The sequence below is a fragment of the Micrococcus sp. CS26 genome (assembly GCF_055522295.1).
In genome coordinates this window covers 25869-44504 of sequence record NZ_JBVFVY010000004.1, presented here as the reverse complement: position 1 = coordinate 44504, position 18636 = coordinate 25869, and the positions used below count along the sequence as shown (strand labels likewise).

Sequence of the window (18636 nt, the reverse complement as noted above, 5' to 3'; positions counted from 1 at the left end):
CCCCCACCCAACCACACGGCCCGGACACGACGGCGACGCGCGGGTGAACGGCGGGGGCGCCGCAGGGGCGCCGCGGGGCAGGCGGGCGAGGCGGCCGACGCCGCCGGGGGACGACGTCGTCCGCTCAGACCAGCTCGAAGCGCTCCATCCCGCCGAGGTAGGGGCGCAGCGCGGCGGGCACGGTGACCGAGCCGTCCGCGTTCTGGTGGTTCTCCAGGATCGCCACGATCCAGCGGGTGGTGGCCAGGGTGCCGTTGAGCGTGGCCACCATGCGGGTGCCGCCCTTGGAGCCGTCCTCCGTGCGGACCCGCTCGCGGATGTTGAGGCGGCGGGCCTGGAACGTGGTGCAGTTCGAGGTGGACGTCAGCTCGCGATAGGTGCCCTGCGTGGGGACCCATGCCTCGCAGTCGAACTTGCGGGCGGCGGAGAGGCCGAGGTCGCCGGCGGCGATGTCGATCACGCGGTACGGCACCTCGATGGCGCCCAGCATCCGCTCCTCCCACGCCAGCAGGCGCTCGTGCTCCGCCTCCGCGTCCTCCTGTGCGGCGTAGATGAACATCTCCAGCTTGTTGAACTGGTGCACGCGGATGATGCCGCGGGTGTCCTTGCCCGCCGAGCCCGCCTCACGCCGGTAGCACGTGGACCAGCCGGCGTACCGGACGGGGGCGCTCACGTCCATGATCTCGTCCGCGTGGTAGCCGGCCAGGGCCACCTCGGAGGTGCCCACGAGATACAGGTCGTCGCGCTCCAGGCGGTAGATCTCGTCGTCATGCTCGACGTCGAAGCCGGTGCCCTGCATGGTCTCCGGGCGCACCAGGGTGGGCGGGATGACCGGCACGAAGCCGTTCTCCAGGGCCAGGTCCAGGCCCAGCTGCATCAGGGCGAGCTCGAGACGCGCGCCCACGCCCTTGAGGAAGCTGAACCGGGCGCCGGACACCTTCGCGCCGCGCTCCATGTCGATCGCCCCGAGCAGCTCGCCGAGCTCGAGGTGGTCGCGCGGCTCGAAGCCCTCGGCGGCGAAGTCGCGCGGGGTGCCGACCTCCTTGAGGACCACGAAGTCGTCCTCGCCGCCGGCCGGGACGCCGTCGACGATCAGGTTCGGGAAGGCGCGCTGCAGCTCCGCGAGGCGGGCCTCGGCGGCGCCGGCGGCCGACTCGGCCTCCTTCACGCGCGCGGCCAGGTCCTTCACCTCGGCCAGCAGGGCCTGCTTCTCCTCGCCCTTCGCCTGGGCGACACGCTTGCCGAAGGCCTTCTGCTCCGCGCGCAGCTGCTCGAAGCCCGCGATGGACGAGCGGCGGGCCGCGTCTGCCTCGACCACGCGGTCCACGAGGGACGCGTCCTCCCCGCGGGCCTCCTGGGAGGCGCGGTACTTCTCGGGCTGCTCGATGAGGTCCTTGACGTCGATCACGTGCGCCAGCCTAGCGGGCGGGGCCGACGCCTAGACTCGGGGCATGACTCCCGAGTGGTGGATGGCGCTGGCCGCCCTGGTGCTCCTGGCCGTGCTGGCCGTCGTCGTGGTGGTGCTGGCGGTGCGCCAGGTCCGCCTCGGCGTGCAGCACCAACGGACGCGTCTCCTGGTGGACGCCCTCGACGCGCGGGTGGGCGGCGTGCAGCGCCGGCTGGAGGAGGTGCCCGGCATCGGCACGGGCCGCCACGAGGTCGCGCTGGTGCTGAACCCCATCAAGACGCACGCGGACCGGGTGCGGCGCGAGCTCGAGCGGCTCGCGGCGGCGGAGGGCCTCGGCGAGGTGCTCGTGCTCGAGACGCAGGAGGACGACCCCGGCACCGCCATGGCGCGGCAGGCCCTCGACGCCGGTGCCCGGCTCGTGATCGCCGCGGGCGGCGACGGCACGGTCCGCACCGTGGCCGAGCAGCTGGCCGGCACCGACGTCGCCCTCGGCGTGGTGCCGCTGGGCACCGGGAACCTGCTGGCCCGCAACCTGGACCTGCCGATCAACGACGTCGAGCAATGCCTGCGGATCGCCGTGGGAGGCCGGCAGCGACGCATCGACACCGTGGACGTCCGCTTCACGCACGAGGACGGGCGCGTCACCCGGCAGACCTTCACCGTGATCGGTGGCGCCGGCTACGACGCGGACATCATGGGCGACACCAAGGATGAGCTGAAGGATCTGGCCGGCTGGCTGGCCTACAGCGAGGCCGGCATACGGCACCTGCGCGGCAAGCGGCACGAGGTGACCGTGGCCCTCGACGGCGGTCAGCCCCGCCGGTTCAAGGTGCGCACCGTGATGGTGGCCAACTGCGGGATGCTCACGGGCGGCGTCGAGCTGCTGCCCCAGGCCAAGCTCGACGACGGCCTCCTCGACGTCATGGTCCTCTCGCCCCGGCACGCGCTCGACTGGGCGCGGATCGCCGTGAAGACCGTGACCCGGTCTCGCAGCTCCATCCCCGTGATGCACACGGAGCAGGCGCAGCGCGTGAAGGTGGAGTTCGCCGAGCCGATGCCCTCCCAGCTCGACGGCGACGCCACCGGGGTCATCACCGCCCTCGACGCCCGCGTGCAGCCGGACTCGCTCGTCGTGATGCTCGTGGCCGAGGACGACGCCTCCGTCCGCGACGACGGCGTCTCCGCCGCCGCCCCCGTCCCGGAACCGGCCCCGCACATCTGACCCCCCGTCCCCGCTTTCGTTCGGGAAACGGCGGCTTCCCCACCGTTTTCGTTCGGGAAACGGCGGCTTCCCCAGCACTTTCGTTCGGGAAACGGCGGCTTCCCCAGCGCTTTCGTTCGGGAAACGGGCGCCGGGGCGACGCGCGGACGGGAAGCGCGACGACGGCCCGTCGTCGTGGTGATCGTCCCGTTTCGGCCACGAAAGGGGCCTAGGAACCTCCCGTTTCGTCAACGAAAGTCCCTCGGGGGCCGCCGTTTCCCGAACGAAAGTGGCCCGGGGGCCGCCGTTTCCCGAACGAAAGTGCTGCACCGCCTCAGCGGGAGCGGAGGGACTCCACCCAGGCGCGGCCGGAGCGATACGCGGCGTCGGTGAACTCGGCCGGCACCCTCGTGGGCACGGGCTCGGCCTGGGCGTAGGAGCCCAGGAACCGCAGGTCGGGGTACTCCCGGTACAGGGCCGCGAGCGCATCCCCCACGCGGGCCTCCGCCAGGTGCCCCTCGAGGTCGAGGGAGAAGAAGTACCGCCCGATGCCCTCGCCGGTCGGCCGGGACTCGATGCGGGAGAGGTTCACCCCGCGCGTGGTGAACTCGGCCAGGATCTGTCCGAGGGCGCCGGGCCGGTCCTCCGGCAGCGGCACCACGAGCGTGGTCTTGTCCGCCCCCGTGGGCGCGGGCAGGGCCGTGGGCCGGGAGAGCAGCACGAAGCGCGTCACGGCGCCCGGCACGTCCTCGATCCGCTCGGCGAGCACCGGCAGCCCGGTCTGCTCGGCCACGAGCGGGGCACACACGGCGGCGTCGAAGTCGCCCTCGGCCACCAGAGAGGCCCCGGCCGCCGTCGACGGGGCGGGCGTGAACTCCACGCCCGGCAGCGCCGTCTCGGCCCAGCCGCGCACCTGCGCCCAGGCGTGGGGGTGCGTGGTCACGCGCCGCACGTCCTCCATCGCGACGCCGGGCCGGCCCACGAGCACGAAGCTGATGGGCACGTGCACCTCCGCGAGGATCTGCAGCGTCTCCCCGAGGGCGATCTCGTCCACGGTGGCGGAGACGCCGCCCTCCACCGAGTTCTCGATGGGCACGACGGCGCGGTCCACCTCCCCCCTGCGCAGCGCCGCCACGGCGCTCAGCACGGAGCCCGCAGACACGAACTCGGCCTCGGCCGGGTCCGCCACCTTGCGCAGGGCGGCCTCGGTGAAGGTGCCGGCCGGGCCGAGGAAGGCGTAGCGCAGGCGCGACGGCGTCGCGTCAGCGGAGTCCGTCCCCGTCACTTGACGGTGGGCTCGGCGTCGCCGTCGGCCTCCATCGGCTTGCCGGCCTCGAGCCACGCGCCGGAGCCGCCGGCCACGTTGATGGCCGAGTAGCCGCGGCCGGTCATGAACTCGGCGGCGCGGGCGGAGCGGCCGCCGGTGCGGCAGATCAGGTAGTAGTCCGTGTCCGGGTCCAGCTCCTCGAGTCGCTCCGGCAGCTGGCCCAGCGGGATGTGCTGGGCGCCGGCGGCGCGGCCCAGGGCCCACTCGTCGTCCTCGCGGACGTCCAGGATGGCCGCATCGGCGGGGATCTCGTTCACATCGACGGTCTCGAAGGCGCTCATGGCTTCAGCGTAGCCACCCGCCCGGACGTCCCAGGAAGGCCCCGCCGTCCATGACCCGGCCCACGCCCGTTAGGCTCGGCCGCATGCAGACCTCCGACGCCGCACCCGCCGCCGACGACGACCGCACCCCCTCCGCCCCCGGCCCGGCCCGGCTCCTGGACCGCTCGGCCGTGCGCCTGCGGGAGGACCTCGCCGCCGGGGCGCTGAGCGCCCGGGAGGTCACGGAGGCGGCCCTCGCCGCGGCCCAGGCCCACGCGGACCTCGGCGCGTTCGCCCTCCTCGACGCCGAGGGCGCCCGGACCCGTGCCGCCGAGCTGGACGCGGCCCACCCGCGCGTCGGGCCCCGGGCCGTGCCCGGTCCGCACACCTCCGCCGCCCCGGACGACGACGGCGCCCCCGCCTCCCTGCACGGCCTTCCGCTGGCGTACAAGGACCTGATCGATGTGCGCGGGATGCCCACGCGGTTCGGCTCCGCCCTGCTGGCCGACGCGCCGCCGGCCGCGCAGGACGACCCGCTCGCGCTCCGCCTGCGCGCGGCCGGCACCGTCACCCTCGGCAAGACGACCGTGCCCGAGTTCGGCCTGGACTCCTACTCGGAGAACCTCGTCACGGCGCCGGCCCGCAACCCCCTGGACCCCACCCGCACCGCGGGAGGCTCCTCGGGCGGGGCCGCGGCCGCCGTCGCCGCGGGGATCCTGCCGTTCGCCCCGGGCTCGGATGGGGGCGGGTCCATCCGGATCCCCGCCGCCGCGTGCGGGCTCGTGGGCCTCAAGCCCGGCCGCGGGGAGCTGCCGATGGACGAGCACGCGGACACGGTCCGCAACCTCACGGTGTCGGGCCCGCTGGCCCACACGGTCGAGGACGCCGCCCTGCTCTACGACGTGCTGCTCTCCCCCGAGGGTCTGCCCGGCCGGGTGCTGCCGGACCTGCGCCGCACCGTGGAGACCGCCCGGGCCGGGGGCGCCGTCGACGCCCGCCGGATCGGCGTCACCACGGCCTCGCCCTTCGCCTCCGACCTCGAGATCTCCCTGGCCCGGCCCGCCGTCACCGCCCTGACGAAGGCCGCCGCCGCCCTGGACGCGGGCGGCCACGCGGTCGAGGACCTCTCCCCCTACTACGGCGAGGACTACCACCGGGACTTCCGCACGGTGTGGACCGCCGGCCTGCTCCGGGCGCCGCTGCCGGAGGACGCCGAGGCCCACGTGGGCGCGGTGGCCGCGCACTTCCTGCGCACGGCCCGGGCCGCAGGGCGCGCCGAGCTCGACGACGCCGCCCACCGGCTCGAGGAGTGGGCGCGCGGGGTGCGGGCGCAGTTCGCCGCCGTCGACGTGGTGATGACCCCGGTGCTGGCCACCGCGCCCCCGCCGGTCGGCCACTTCCTGGCGATGGAGCCCGAGGACAACTACGAGGCGCAGTGCGCGTTCACGCCCTACACCTCGATGGTCAACGTGCTCGGCCTGCCCGCGGTCGCGGTGCCCGTGCTCCGGGACGAGCGGGGCCTGAACTGGTCCGTCCAGCTCATCGGCCGGCCCGGCACGTCCGCGCCCCTGCTCGCCCTGGCCGCGCACCTCGAGCTGCTGCTGGCCGGCTGAGCCGGCCGGTCAGGTCGAGGTGTAGTCGCCCAGGGAGATCCCGGCGATCACCAGGATCACGAGGAACACGACGGCGAGCAGCAGCAGGGCGAGGGACACGTAGTTCATCACGAGGCCGGCGATCGCCATGCCGCGGCCGTGGGGCTCGCGCCTGAGGCCGATGTGGCCGAGGACCACGCCCACGATCGGCGGGAGGAGGAACGTGAACCCGCCCACCACGGAGATGATGCCGAGGATCATGGACGCCACCGAGCGGCCGACGCCGTCGGTCTGGCCGGGCTGCAGCGGGGCTCCGAAGCCGTGGCCGGGCGTGCCCTGCCCGTAGCCGTAGGCGGGGACGGTGTTCGCGTCCTGGCCGTAGCCGTACGGCTGCCCGTAGGCGGGGCGGGTCTGCCCCTCCTGCTCGGCGTACGAGGGGGCCCGGTCCCAGGCGGCGCGGTCGGCGTCGCCGGCCGGGGCGTCGGGCCAGCCGGCGGCGGAGGAGCCGGTGCCGGAGGAGCCCGCACCGGCCTCGGACCCGTACCAGCTCGGCCGGGCGGCCTCACGGCGCGGGTCGTGGGAGGCGTGGGGGTCGGTCATGACGGTCCTTCCGGTTCGGGGCGTCGCGGTCCGGTGCCGAGTCTTGGCGGTGCCCCCCGGACCCGGCCCGGCCCCGTACCCCTGCTCCCCGGCCGGCCTCACCCGGGCCGGCCCACCGCCTTGAGGTACCCGGAGAACCCGCCGGGGGTCCGCCCCTCCAGGCGGGACGAGGTGAGCACGCGGGTGGTGTCGGTGGCGATCACGCGCACCCGGCGGCCGTCACCGCCGTCGCGCTCCCCCGCCAGGGCCCGCACGGCCTCGGCCAGGCCGACGTCCTCGTGCTCGGCCACCGGCGGGAACCCGCCCACGGCCTCATACAGCGACCACGGCAGCCCCAGGTTCGCCCCGTGCACGTGCGCGTGCCCCTCCTCGTGCCGGTAGCCGCGGAGCCAGGCCTGCCGCAGCGGCCCCTGGCGCACGTCCACCGTGCCCAGCACGAGCGCCTCGTCGCGGCCGGCGGCCACGGTCTGCGCCAGCAGCCAGTCGGCGGGGACGCGGCTGTCCGCGTCGGTGGAGGCGAGCCAGAGGCGCTCGGCGGGCACGTCGGGGAACAGCGCGCGGGCCCGGCGGGCGCCCTCGACGCGGGCCCGCCCGACGCCGGCCTGCCCGGCGGTCGGCTCCCCCAGTTCGAGGACGTGGATGCGCGGGTCGGCGGCGCGGGCCTCGAGGGCGGCGGCCACCGTGGCGTCGTCGCAGCGGTCCGCGGCGACCACGACCGCGGCCGTGCCCTGCGCGTGGTGCTCCTCCCAGCGGTCCAGGGCGGCGGTGAGGGCCGCGAGCGCGGCCGGCAGCCGCTCCTGCTCGTCCTTGGCGGGCACCACGACGACGGCGTGGGTCGCGGCGGCGGCCCGCACGTGGAGGCTGAGCCGGAAATCGTCCTCCACGAGCTCGGTGCGCAGCCGCCAGCGCGGGTCGGCGGCGACGCGCGCGTGCACGGCGTCCCCGTCCAGCGGCCAGCCCTCGATGGGGTGGCGCCAGTGGCACAGCAGCAGCTCGCCGCCGGGGGCGAGCGCGGCGTCGGCGTCGTCGATCAGCGCGTCGAGCTCCTCGGGCTGCAGGAAGTAGCCGATCTCGGAGGCGATCACGAGGTCCGCGCCGGCGACGTCGGCCGGCCAGTCCGCGGGCAGCACGGCTCGGCGCACCTCGGCGTGCGGCGTGCCGGCCAGCCGGGCGGCGGCGCGCTCGACGGCGGTGGAGGACGCCTCGAGGCCGACCACGCGGTCCGCGCGCGCGGCCACGTCCGCGGTGAGCACGCCGATGGACGCGCCCGCCTCCACCACGGTCCCGTAGCGGGGCCGGGGCAGGGCGGCGAGGGTGAGCGCCCGCTTGCGGGCCTCGTACGACGAGCTGAGGTAGCGCCACGGGTCCTCCTGGGCCCGGTAGAGCCGGTCGAAGACGGCGGCGGCCCGGTGGGCGTCGGCGTCGTCGGGGCCGGAGACGCGGTGGGCCTCGAACGGGCGCTCGTGGTGGGCGAGCACGGCGGGGCCGAGGATCGCCTCGTCGCCGGGCGCGGCGGAGAGGGGCCGGACCTGGGAGGCGTGCGCGTCGAGGGCGGCACGGCGGGCGGCACGGTCGTCGTCGGTGAGCGGCAGCCGCCGGTAGCGGCGGGCGGGCAGGTCGGCCGGGTCGGCCCAGTGCCAGAACCAGATGGGGAAGGCGTAGAGCGGCAGGTCGCACTCGCCCGCGACCGCGCCGACGGCCCGGCCTACGGCCTCGTGGTCCGCGTGGCCGTCGCCCGGGTCGTGGGAGGCGAGCACGGCGGGGCCGGGGTGGGCGTCGAGGGCCGCGGCGACGGCGTCGCGCACGGCGTCCTCGTGCTCGGCCACGCCGGAGTCGGGCAGGGCCAGGGACGCCCAGGTCAGCCGGTCCCGCGCCGGGGAGCCGGGGCCTGCGGAGGCGGGCAGGCCGGCGGCGAGGGCGTCGAGGGCGTGCTCCATCTCGTCCCGGCGCAGCCGGACCAGGTCCGCGGGCGTGTGCGTGGGCGAGTGCGGGTGGGAGGCCTCGCCGGCGGTGGCGACCAGCACGTGCACGCGTGCCCCGCCGCGCAGGGCGGAGCGGATCAGGCCGGTGGCGGCGAGGGTCTCGTCGTCCGGGTGCGCCACGGCCACGAGCAGCAGCGTCTGCGCGTCCCAGACGGGCAGGCGCAGCTCCGGCAGCTCGCCGACGCCGCCCTCGGCCCAGGCCGCCTCGGACGTGCCGTCGTCGGTGTGGGAGAAGCTCACCACGTCCAGCCGCCGTCGGTCTCGCCGGTCAGGAGCGCGGCGCCCAGCCGGGCGTCGTCGCGGTGTCCGTGGTGCTGGCGCAGGTAGACCTGCAGGTCGGCGACGGCGCGGGCGTGCGCGGCGCTGCCGGTGAGCGGGCCGGGGCCGGTGGCCTGCCCGACGACGTCCATCACCTCGGTGCACAGCTGCGCCACGGTGCCGCGGATCCGGTCGGCCTCGACCATGCCGCGGCCGTGGTCCAGGCGGCCGGCGTCCACGTCGTCGGCGGCACGGGCGAGCAGGGCGGCCATCGCATGGAGCAGCCGGTCGACGCGGCCGAGCGCCGCCTGGCCGATCTGGTCCGGGCCCGGTCCGCGGCCCTCGGCCTCGGCGGCCGCGCGGGCGGCGGTGGCGTTCCGCAGGGTGCGGGCGATGCCGACGGCGCCGCCGAACCACACCGCCGCCACGCCGATGCCGCCCCACGCGAAGCCGGGCCGGCGCAGGTACCACTCGGCGCCGCCGACGGCACTGCCGGGGACGGCGTCGAAGGCCAGGCCCACCGTGCGGATCGGGGCGAGGCCGAGCGCGGGCCAGGCCGAGTCGGTCTCGGCCACACCGGGGTGGGACAGGTCCACGAGCACAGCACGGCGGGTGCCGTCCGCCTCCCGGCCGGTCACGACGGCGGCCGCGCACCGGTCCGCGAGCGAGCACCACGGCTTCTCACCGTCGAGCAGCCAGGCGGTGTCGGGGCCGTCCGGGACGGGGCGCAGGGCGGGGGTGCGACCGCCGGACTCGGAGGCGTAGACGCCGAGCAGCCCGGCCGGGGCGGGGACGCCTGCCTGGGACAGGATCGAGAGCGCGTCCAGATGGGGCTCGAGCACGCGGGCGGCCGAGAGGTCCTGCGCGGCGACGGAGGCGAGCAGCTCCCACTGCTCCCGGGTGCGCCCCGCGCCGGTCAGCGGCAGGTCGAGCGGGGCGGCGTCTTCGCCGGACGCGGCACCGGACGACGCACGGAGCAGCCCGACCATCGCGTCGACGTCGCCGCCGCAGGCCGCGGCGGCCGCGAGGAGGGCCTGCTCGGCCGGGCGGTCCACGGCTCCACCCGGGACGAGACGGACGGGCTCGGGCTGGGCCATGGGTGGGGACCTCCTCGTCGACGGCGCCCGGGCCGGTGCGCCCCGGGGTCGAGGATTCACCGTAGTCAGCACGGGCACGGCGGGGAATGGCCGGTGCGCCGGGGGCGAAGCAGCCCGCTCTTTCTTGACATGTTCCAGAGAACCGGATGGGATCGACTGGCATGGAGACCACGACGCGGGACGAGGACGAGCGCACGCTGCTGCGCGGCGTCGGCCTGCGCGTGACCCGGCCCCGCCTGGCGGTGCTGACCGCCCTCGCCGACCACCCCCACGCGGACGCGTCCACCGTGCTGACCGCCGTGCGTCGGGCCCTGCCCGGCACCTCGCACCAGGCCGTCTACGACTGCCTCCACGCGCTCACCGAGGCCGGGCTCGTGCGCTCCCTGCAGCCCGCCGGCTCCCCGGCCCGCTACGAGATCTGCACGGGCGACAACCACCACCACCTCGTGTGCCGCGGCTGCGGCACGGTCGTCGACGTGCCGTGCCGCACCGGCTCCGCCCCGTGCCTCGACGCCCCCGAGGACCACGGCTTCGCGGTCGACGAGGCCGAGGTCTACTACTGGGGGCTGTGCTCCGGCTGCCGGGAGTGACCGCCGCCGTCGTCCCGCTGGGCCGCGCGTCTTCCCCCGTCCGCCCGCCCGTGCCAAGGTGTGGCACATGACCGAGAACACCGCCGCCCTGCCCGCCGCCGAGCGTCCCGGCACCCCCGCCCTGCCGCAGGACCTCATCGACGTCGACGCCCTCCTGGAGGCGTACCGCACCGGTCACCCGGACGTGACGGACCCGACGCAGAAGGTCGTGTTCGGCACCTCCGGCCACCGCGGCTCCGCGTTCACGACCTCGTTCAACGACGACCACATCGCCGCCATCACGCAGGCCGTGGTCGAGTACCGCACACACCACGGGATCACGGGGCCGGTCCTCGTCGGCAAGGACACCCACGCCCTGTCCGGGCCCGCGCAGGACACCGCCGTCGAGGTGCTGCTCGGCAACGACGTCGAGGTGCTCGTCGACTCCCGCGGCGGCTACACGCCCACCCCCGCCGTCTCCCACGCGATCCTGCACCTGAACGCCGGGCGCGAGCTGTCGCCGTCGGGCTTCGCGGTGGACGGGGACAACGCCGGCCTCGTGGACGGCCTCGTGATCACCCCCTCGCACAACCCGCCCGCGGACGGCGGCTTCAAGTACAACCCGCCCCACGGCGGCCCCGCGGACACCGAGGCGACCACGTGGATCGCCGACCGCGCCAACGAGCTGCTCGCCGCCGGGCTGGCGGGCGTGCACCGGGTGGCGAGCGCCGACGTCGCTGGCCACGCGAAGCTGGGCGGCTTCGACTTCCTGGACCGGTACGTGTCCGATCTGCCGCAGGTGATCGACGTGGAGGCGATCCGCGAGGCGGGCGTGCGCATCGGCGCCGACCCCATGGGCGGGGCCTCCGTGGCCTACTGGGACGAGATCGCCGACCGCCACGGGCTGGATCTGACCGTGGTGAACCCGGAGGTGGACCCGCGGTTCGGGTTCATGACCCTGGACTGGGACGGCAAGATCCGCATGGACTGCTCGTCGCCGAACGCGATGGCCTCGCTGATCGAGCGGATGACCCCGGACGCGGACGGGCACGCGCCCTTCGACGTCGCCACCGGCAACGACGCCGACGCGGACCGGCACGGGATCGTCACCCCCGACGGCGGGCTGATGAACCCGAACCACTACCTCGCCGTGGCCATCGACTACCTGTACCGCCACCGCGAGCAGTGGCCCCAGAGCGCGGGCGTGGGCAAGACCCTGGTGAGCTCCTCGATGATCGACCGCGTGGCCGGGGACCTGGGCCGCGAGCTCGTGGAGGTGCCGGTGGGCTTCAAGTGGTTCGTGCCGGGCCTGCTGACGGGCACCGGCGTGTTCGGCGGCGAGGAGTCCGCGGGCGCGTCCTTCGTGCAGTTCGACGGCAGCCCGTGGTCCACGGACAAGGACGGGCTGCTGCTGTGCCTGCTGGCCGCGGAGATCATCGCCGTGACGGGCCAGTCCCCGTCCGAGCGGTACCGCGACCTCGTGGCCCTGCACGGCGACCCGGCGTACGCGCGCATCGACGCCCCCGCGACCGCCGAGCAGAAGGCGAAGCTGAAGACCCTCTCCCCCGACGACGTCCCCGTGACCGAGCTGGCCGGCGAGACCATCCTCGCGACGCTGACCAACGCCCCGGGCAACGACGCCCCGATCGGCGGGCTCAAGGTGGTCACGCAGCACGCGTGGTTCGCGGCGCGGCCCTCCGGCACCGAGGACGTCTACAAGATCTACGCGGAGTCCTTCCGCGGCCCCGAGCACCTGACGCAGGTGCAGGCGGAGGCGCAGCGGTTGGTGGACGCGGTCATCGGCTGACCCCCGCCCCATCTCCCCTCCCCCCGTCCGCTTTCGTTCGGGAAACGGCGGCGTGTCGCACCGCTTTCGTTCGGGAAACAGCGGGGCGCGTGCGCCGTTTCCCGAACGAAAACGCCGTGGCGCCCGTCGGGGCGGCACCAGCGGCCGGAGGACGACGACGGCGCCCCGCCCTGCCGCCGCACAGGGCCGCTCGGTAGCGTGGCCGGCATGAGCACGCAGCCCCCCGGCCTGACCACCGACTCCCCCGACTCCCCCGCCGACGATCCGGTCCGCGAGCCGTTGCCCACCGAGGCCCTGCCGATCGCGCCGGCCGGGCCCCGACCCGAGGAGCCGCGGGCCGCCGTCGAGCGGCTGCGCGCCGCCGCCCGCTCCCGCGCCGCCCACCCGCGCGCGGTGCGGGTGCGCCAGCTCAAGGGCCTGAAGCGGATGCTGACCGAGCACGCGGACCGGTTCGTCGCGGCGCTCGGCACGGACCTGGGCAAGCCGGCCACCGAGGCGCTGATCACGGAGATCGTCTCGGTGCGCTCCGAGGTGGACCACGCGCTGCTGCACCTGACCGACTGGATGGAGCCGCGGCCCGTGAAGCTGCCGCTGGCCCTGCGGCCCGCGAGCGCGGAGGTCAGGCCGCGGCCCAAGGGTCTCGTGCTGGTCATCGGCGCGTGGAACTACCCGGTGCAGCTCGCGCTCGCCCCGGTCGTGGGTGCGCTGGCGGCCGGCAACACGGTGGTGCTCAGCCCGTCGGAGAAGGCCCCGGCCACGGCGGCGGCGCTGCGGGAGCTGGTGCCGCAGTACCTGGACTCCGCGCTGGTCTCCGTGGTGGCGGGCGGCAAGGAGTGCAACACCGCGCTGCTGGCGGAGCCGTGGGACCACATCCTCTACACCGGCGGGGAGCGCGTGGGCCGGATCGTCTACGAGGCGGCGGCGAAGACCCTCTCCCCCGTGACGCTCGAGCTGGGCGGCAAGTCGCCGGCGGTGGTGACGCCGTCGCGGAACACGGGAGCGATGGCCCGCCGCATCGCGTGGGCGAAGTTCACCAACGCGGGCCAGACGTGCGTGGCCCCGGACTACGTGCTGGCCGTCGGCGAGGCCGCGCTGCGCCAGGTGACCGCCGAGCTCCCCGCAACCCTGCGCGAGTTCTACGGCGACGACCCCCGCGCGTCGAAGGACTACGGCCGGCTCATCTCCGCCGAGCACGCGGAGCGGCTGCGGGAGATGCTCCAGACGGACCTCGACGCCGGCGCCGAGCTGCTCGTCGGCGGCGACGTGGATGTGGCAGGACGGTACATGGCGCCGACCGTGGTGACGGGCGTGCGGCCCGACGGCGCGCTCATGCAGGAGGAGCTGTTCGGCCCGATCCTGCCCGTGCTGACCGTGGACACCTTCCAGGACGCCCTGGACTTCATCGCGGAGCGCCCGCACCCGCTGGCCGCCTACCTCTTCACGGACCGGCCGAGCTACCACCGCGCGTTCGACGACCAGGTGCAGGCCGGCGGCCTCGGCTACGACGTCGGCCTGCTGCACGCCGGCATCGCGACGCTGCCGTTCGGCGGGATCGGCGCGTCCGGGATGGGCGCGTACCACGGCATCCACGGGTTCGAGACGTTCTCCCACCTGCGCCCGTCCATCACGAAGTCGGACCAGGTGGACACGCTCAAGACCGCGTACCCGCCGTACGGGCGGATGAAGCGGGCGCTGCTGCCGAAGATGCTCTGAGGGGGCGGGGATCAGCGCTGCGGCCAGAAGCCGCGTCGGGCGTAGACCTCGGCGAGGACGTCGGCGCGGTCGGTCATGATCCCGTCGACACCGAGGTCGAGCAGGCGCTCGATCTCCGCGGGCTCGTCCACGACCCACACGTGCACCGGCAGGCCCGCCGCGTGGCACCGCCGCACGAAGTCGGCGGTGGCCACGGGCACGCGGCCGTGCCGGACGGGCACCTGCACGCAGTCGACGTCGAGGGCGTACCGGCGCAGCCAGCGGGTCAGTCCCAGCGGGCCCAGCGTCACGAGCGCCGCGATGGCGGCCGCCCCGCCCGACGTCGCCACCCGCTCCGGCCCGTACGCCCGCTCGGGGTGGCCGAGGCGGGCGAGAGCGCGTCGGAAGAGGCGGCGCCGCGAGTCGTGGAACGAGGCGACGAGCACGCGGTCCCAGGCGCCGTGCTCGGCGAGGATGCGGGCCAGGGCCGGGGCCGACGCGCGGTCCTTGAGGTCCACGTTGAGGCGCGCCTCGGGGAGCGCCGTGAGCAGCTCGGTGAAGCGCAGCAGCGGCTCCCCGCCGACCGTGACGTCCGCCAGCCGCTCCCACGTGTGGTCGCGCAGCCGGCCGCGGCCCGTGCTGACGCGGTCCAGAGTCTCGTCGTGGAACACGACGAGCTCGCCGTCCGCCGTGGTGCGCACGTCCAGCTCGAGGTAGGTGAACCCGGCGGCGTGGGCGTCAATGAACGCGGCCAGGGAGTTCTCCCGGTCGACGGCGGCGCCCCGGTGGGCGAACCCCAGCGGGTGGCCGCGACGGGCGGGGACGGAGTCGGTGAGGTAGGCGGGGGCGGGACGGGGCGAGGTCGGACGCACGGGATCACCGTAGCGGGACGGGCGGTGGGGTGCCCGATGCCGCAGCCGGGAACGCGAGAGGTCGGAATGAGCGTCAGATCCGCCCTCATTCCGACCTCTCGCGTGACAGGAGGGGCCGAAGCGCCCGCCCTCAGTCCTCCGCCGGCAGCTCCAGCATGGGGCGGTGCTCGTAGAAGGTCTGCAGCACCACGGTGGTCCGGGTGGACACCGACGCCGTCTGGCGGATCTCCGTCACGAGGGCCTCGAGCTCGCGTGGCGAGCCCACGCGCACGAAGAGCATGTACGCGGCGTCGCCGGCCACGGAGTGGCACGCCTCGATCGCCGCGATGGACTCGAGGAGCTCGGGGGCGTCGTCGGGCTGGCGCGGGTCCAGCGGGCTGATCTCGATGAACGCGGAGAGCGGCCTGCCCACGGCCTCGGGGTCGAGCAGCGCACGGTAGCCCGTGATGACGCCCGTGCTCTCGAGCCGGCGCAGGCGCGCCTGCACGGCGGAGGTCGAGAGGCCGACCCGCTCGGAGAGCTGGGCGAGCGTGGCGCGCGGGTCATGGGAGACGGCGGCCGCAAGCCGCGCGTCGACAGGGTCGTCCATGCGCCGCACGCTATCAGCCGGCCCCGGCCGCCGGGTTGACAGCCCCATGCCCTCATGGAAACCTTCCGGCAAGTGATCCGCATCACCGGATATTTTCCGGCGATTCGACCTCAGGAGGGTTCCATGTCCACCACTCTGCAGCCCGCCCGGACCGACGTCGTCGTTCCGGAGACCCCGGCCGACGCGCGCACCGTCGAGACCCACCCGGCCTGGCTCCGCCTCAAGGCCGCCGCCACCGCCCTGCAGCCCCTGCAGGTCAAGGACGGCTCCATCCCGGACCCCGCGGACCACGCCGCCGCGCGCGAGCACGTGGAGACCATCGTCGCCGCCGTCGAGGAGCTCGCCCCGCTCTTCCCACACGACGCCGCCTACCTCGCCGCCCTGCCCCGCGACTTCGCCCGCTGGGCCGACGGCGGCTTCGGCGTCCCGGACTTCCTGGACTCCCTCGTCGCCTTCCAGCCGCAGGAGCACCGCGTCGACGGCGTCCGGCACCTCGTGGTCTTCCCGATGTACACGCAGAACGGCTCCCCCGACCGGCACGTGGAGGCCCTCGTCGTCGAGACCATCTGGCCCGAGTTCATCGCCGAGCTCGAGGCCGGCGACTACGGCAACCGCCTCTTCGTCTCCCTGCGCCTGATCGACTTCACCCCCGGCTACGACACGAACTCGGCCGTCCTCTTCCCCGAGACCGTGGCCATGCGCGAGATCCCCACCTTCACGTGGGGCGCCATCTTCCAGGACCGCGAGGCCGCCCGCTTCCGCCGGGTCGTCACCGCCGCCGCCGAGATCACCCAGCTCGAGCTCCCGGCCGAGCTCGCCGAACTGCTCTCCTGCCAGGAGCTCGCCGAGGGCACCTTCGTGATGTGGGACCTCATCCACGACCGCACGCACATGCGCGGCGATCTGCCCTTCGACCCGTTCATGATCAAGCAGCGCATGCCCTTCTTCCTCTACACGCTCGAGGAGATGCGCTGCGACATGACCGCCTTCCGCGAGTGCGTGGCGATCGAGCGCCGCCTCACGGCGCGCGCCGCCGCCGGTGAGCAGCTCACCGCGCTCGAGGAGCAGACCCGCCGCCACGCCGGGCTCGTGCAGCACGCCGTCCTCTTCGACCGCGTCTTCCGCTTCGCCCTCACCGGCTCCCGCGTCCGCAACTACGACGGCCTCGGCGGCCAGCTGCTCTTCGCCTGGCTGCACCGCAAGGACGTGATCCAGTGGCGCGACGTCGAGCTCAGCGTGGACTGGGACCGGCTCGCCAACGCCGTCGTCGAGCTGGGCGACGCCATCGACACGCTCTACTGGGAGTCCATCGACCGCCCCAAGACCGTGCACTGGCTCCAGGCCTACGAGCTCGTCGCCTCCGTGGTCACCCCGCACCCGGCCTCCGTGTGGGCGCAGGGCCTGCCGCGCGAGGTGCTCGCCGGCCCGCCCAAGGGCTACACCGACCTCGTGCTCGACGACGAGTTCCCGCTGTCCATGTTCTTCGAGGCCCTCGAGAAGAAGATGTGCGGCGTCATCGAGTCCACCGCCGGGATCCGCGGCACGGACGCCTGACCCGTGGCCGCCCTGACCGACCGCGCCGTCCTGATCGCGGGCGCCACGAGCGCCTCGGGCCGGGCCGCCGCCCGCACCCTCCTCGACGCCGGCGCGCACGTCGTCGCGACCGGGCGCGACGCCGCGAAGCTCGCCCCCCTCGCCGAACTCGGCGCCGAGACCGCGGCCCTGGACCTCACGGACGAGACCGCCGTCCGCGGCCTCGTCGAGGACCTGCACGCCCGCGGCACCCGGATCGACGGCCTGCTCCACCTGGTGGGCGGCTGGCGCGGCGGCGGGGGCCTCGCCGGCCAGACCGAGGAGGACTACCGCGCCCTCGAGGCCTCGTTCACGGCGCTGCGGCACGTGAGCCGGGCCCTCGACGACGACCTGCGGGCCTCGTCCGCCGGTCGCCTCGCGATCGTCTCGTCCACGGCGGTGACCCGGCCGCTCGCCGGCGGCGCGAACTACGCCGCGGTGAAGGCGGCGAGCGAGGCATGGACCCGCGCGGTCGCGCAGGGCTGGGCCAAGGCCGCCCGGGACGCGGAGGCGCCGCTGCGCTCGGCGGCCGTCGTGTTCCGCGTGAAGTCCCTCGCCGGGCTCGAGGAACGGCTGGCCGAGGAGTACGCGCGACTGTGGAAGGCTGAGGCGGGCGCGCTGAACGACGCCGTCCTCACGCTCCAGGAGAAGGGAACGGACTGACATGCAGAGGATCCACGATCCGCAGGAGCGGGGCTTCGCCTCGGACAACTACTCCGGCGTCCACCCGGAGGTGCTCGCGGCGATCGCCGAGGCCAACGGGGGCCACCAGGTCGCCTACGGCGAGGACGTGTACACGGCCCGCCTCCAGGAGGTCGTGGCCCAGCACTTCGGCAAGGACGCCACCGCGTGGCCGATGTTCAACGGGACCGGGGCGAACGTCGTCGGGCTCCAGGCCATGCTGCCCCGCTGGGGCGCGGTGATCTGCGCGGACACCGCGCACATCCACGTGGACGAGGGCGGCGCGCCCGAGAAGTCCGCCGGCATCAAGCTGCTGCCCGTGGCCACCGACGACGGCAAGCTCACCCCCGAGCTGATCGCCGCCGAGGCCTGGGGCTGGGGTGACGAGCACCGCGCCCAGCCCCTGGTCGTCTACCTCACCCAGTCCACCGAGCTCGGCACGGTCTACACCCCGGACGAGGTCAAGGCCATCACGGACTACGCCCACGAGCACGGGATGCGCGTCTACATGGACGGCGCCCGCATCGCCAATGCCGCGGCCTCCCTGGGCCTGCCGCTGCGCGCCTTCACCACCGACGTCGGCGTGGACGTGCTCTCCCTCGGCGGCACCAAGAACGGGGCGCTGCTGGCCGAGGCCGTCGTCGTGCTCGACCCGGACGCCGCGGACGGCCTCGTGTACCTGCGCAAGAACCAGATGCAGCTGGCCTCGAAGATGCGCTTCGTCTCGGCGCAGCTGCTCGCCCTGTTCGACGGCGACCTGTACCTGCGCTCCGCCCGCCACGCCAACGCCATGGCCGCCCGGCTGCGCGCCGTCATCGAGGCGGGGGTCGCCGACGGCTCGCTGGCCGGCGTCGAGTTCACGCAGGCCACGGACGCCAACGCCGTGTTCGCCGTCCTGCCCGAGGGCGTGGCCGACCGGCTGCGCGCCCGCTTCCGGTTCTACGACTGGGACGCGGCGCGCCGCGAGGTGCGCTGGGTGTGCGGCTTCGACACGACCGAGGAGGACGTGGACGCGTTCACGGCGGCGCTGCGCGCCGAACTCGTCCCCGCCGTCTGACGGACGCGCCCGGCCGGGATACCCTTCTACCACCGTGCAGCAGGGTGGGACGCCGCGGCCTTCGACGCGCGT

At 75.0% G+C, this 18636-nt stretch carries 16 protein-coding genes; 8 read left to right on the top strand and 8 right to left on the bottom strand.

The genetic code is table 11. The features are described from left to right. Positions 1-124: 124 nt before the first annotated feature. Positions 125-1408 (bottom strand): serine--tRNA ligase, encoded by a 1284-nt coding sequence (gene serS / locus ACZ1IK_RS02835; RefSeq protein WP_002858254.1) that lies wholly within the window; start codon positions 1406-1408, stop codon positions 125-127. A 43-nt stretch (positions 1409-1451) separates the two neighbouring features. Here serS and ACZ1IK_RS02830 point away from each other — a divergent pair, with 43 nt between their 5' ends. After that, the gene (locus ACZ1IK_RS02830; RefSeq protein ID WP_041103508.1) at positions 1452-2630 is read left to right on the top strand and encodes a diacylglycerol/lipid kinase family protein; all 1179 of its coding nucleotides are present in this window, start codon (positions 1452-1454) and stop codon (positions 2628-2630) included. Between the two features lie 313 nt (positions 2631-2943). On the opposite strand, the gene pheA is transcribed toward ACZ1IK_RS02830, so the two are convergent. Next, a complete protein-coding gene (pheA, locus tag ACZ1IK_RS02825; protein ID WP_465098311.1) occupies positions 2944-3894 on the bottom strand; it encodes a prephenate dehydratase in 951 nt (316 codons plus the stop codon). Continuing rightward, the gene (locus tag ACZ1IK_RS02820) at positions 3891-4217 is read right to left on the bottom strand and encodes a rhodanese-like domain-containing protein (protein WP_036337169.1); all 327 of its coding nucleotides are present in this window, start codon (positions 4215-4217) and stop codon (positions 3891-3893) included. Before ACZ1IK_RS02820 ends, pheA begins: the two co-directional genes overlap by 4 nt. 83 nt (positions 4218-4300) lie before the next feature. Here ACZ1IK_RS02820 and ACZ1IK_RS02815 point away from each other — a divergent pair, with 83 nt between their 5' ends. Further along, positions 4301-5809 carry an amidase gene (locus ACZ1IK_RS02815; RefSeq protein WP_041103507.1) on the top strand — a complete coding sequence of 503 codons (1509 nt, stop codon included), beginning with the start codon at positions 4301-4303 and terminating at the stop codon, positions 5807-5809. 9 nt (positions 5810-5818) lie between these two features. Here ACZ1IK_RS02815 and ACZ1IK_RS02810 read toward each other — a convergent pair whose 3' ends face one another. From ACZ1IK_RS02810 to ACZ1IK_RS02800, 3 genes are all read right to left on the bottom strand, one after another. Continuing rightward, on the bottom strand, positions 5819-6388 hold the full coding sequence (locus ACZ1IK_RS02810) for a DUF4190 domain-containing protein (RefSeq protein WP_041103506.1): 570 nt from the start codon (positions 6386-6388) through the stop codon (positions 5819-5821). 98 nt (positions 6389-6486) lie between these two features. After that, positions 6487-8610 (bottom strand): PIG-L family deacetylase, encoded by a 2124-nt coding sequence (locus tag ACZ1IK_RS02805; protein WP_041103514.1) that lies wholly within the window; start codon positions 8608-8610, stop codon positions 6487-6489. Then, the gene (locus ACZ1IK_RS02800; RefSeq protein ID WP_041103505.1) at positions 8607-9725 is read right to left on the bottom strand and encodes an acyl-CoA dehydrogenase family protein; all 1119 of its coding nucleotides are present in this window, start codon (positions 9723-9725) and stop codon (positions 8607-8609) included. The genes ACZ1IK_RS02805 and ACZ1IK_RS02800 overlap by 4 nt, the downstream gene beginning before the upstream one ends. 161 nt (positions 9726-9886) lie before the next feature. On the opposite strand from ACZ1IK_RS02800, the gene ACZ1IK_RS02795 reads away from it, so the two are divergent. From ACZ1IK_RS02795 to ACZ1IK_RS02785, 3 genes are all read left to right on the top strand, one after another. Beyond that, positions 9887-10315, top strand: a complete 429-nt coding sequence (locus tag ACZ1IK_RS02795; protein ID WP_041103504.1) for a Fur family transcriptional regulator — start codon at positions 9887-9889, stop codon at positions 10313-10315. A gap of 67 nt (positions 10316-10382) precedes the next feature. Beyond that, positions 10383-12101, top strand: a complete 1719-nt coding sequence (pgm, locus tag ACZ1IK_RS02790; RefSeq protein WP_041103503.1) for a phosphoglucomutase (alpha-D-glucose-1,6-bisphosphate-dependent) — start codon at positions 10383-10385, stop codon at positions 12099-12101. A 207-nt stretch (positions 12102-12308) separates the two neighbouring features. After that, positions 12309-13814 (top strand): aldehyde dehydrogenase family protein, encoded by a 1506-nt coding sequence (locus ACZ1IK_RS02785; protein WP_061867219.1) that lies wholly within the window; start codon positions 12309-12311, stop codon positions 13812-13814. 11 nt (positions 13815-13825) lie between these two features. Here the strand turns inward: ACZ1IK_RS02785 and ACZ1IK_RS02780 are convergent, their stop codons facing one another. Beyond that, complete coding sequence (locus ACZ1IK_RS02780) at positions 13826-14665, bottom strand: glycerophosphodiester phosphodiesterase (protein WP_465098310.1); 840 nt, start codon at positions 14663-14665, stop codon at positions 13826-13828. A 130-nt stretch (positions 14666-14795) separates the two neighbouring features. Next, positions 14796-15254 (bottom strand): Lrp/AsnC family transcriptional regulator, encoded by a 459-nt coding sequence (locus tag ACZ1IK_RS02775; protein ID WP_036316550.1) that lies wholly within the window; start codon positions 15252-15254, stop codon positions 14796-14798. Between the two features lie 123 nt (positions 15255-15377). Here ACZ1IK_RS02775 and ACZ1IK_RS02770 point away from each other — a divergent pair, with 123 nt between their 5' ends. The 3 genes from ACZ1IK_RS02770 to ACZ1IK_RS02760 are packed head-to-tail and all read left to right on the top strand — an operon-like array spanning position 15378 to position 18564. Continuing rightward, positions 15378-16808: a DUF6421 family protein gene (locus ACZ1IK_RS02770; protein WP_041103501.1), complete on the top strand. Its 1431-nt coding sequence runs from the start codon at positions 15378-15380 to the stop codon at positions 16806-16808. A gap of 3 nt (positions 16809-16811) precedes the next feature. Next, entirely contained in the window at positions 16812-17489 is a 678-nt protein-coding gene (locus ACZ1IK_RS02765; RefSeq protein WP_036316546.1) for an SDR family NAD(P)-dependent oxidoreductase, read from the top strand. 1 nt (position 17490) lies between these two features. After that, positions 17491-18564, top strand: a complete 1074-nt coding sequence (locus tag ACZ1IK_RS02760) for a threonine aldolase family protein (RefSeq protein WP_041103500.1) — start codon at positions 17491-17493, stop codon at positions 18562-18564. Positions 18565-18636 lie beyond the last annotated feature (72 nt).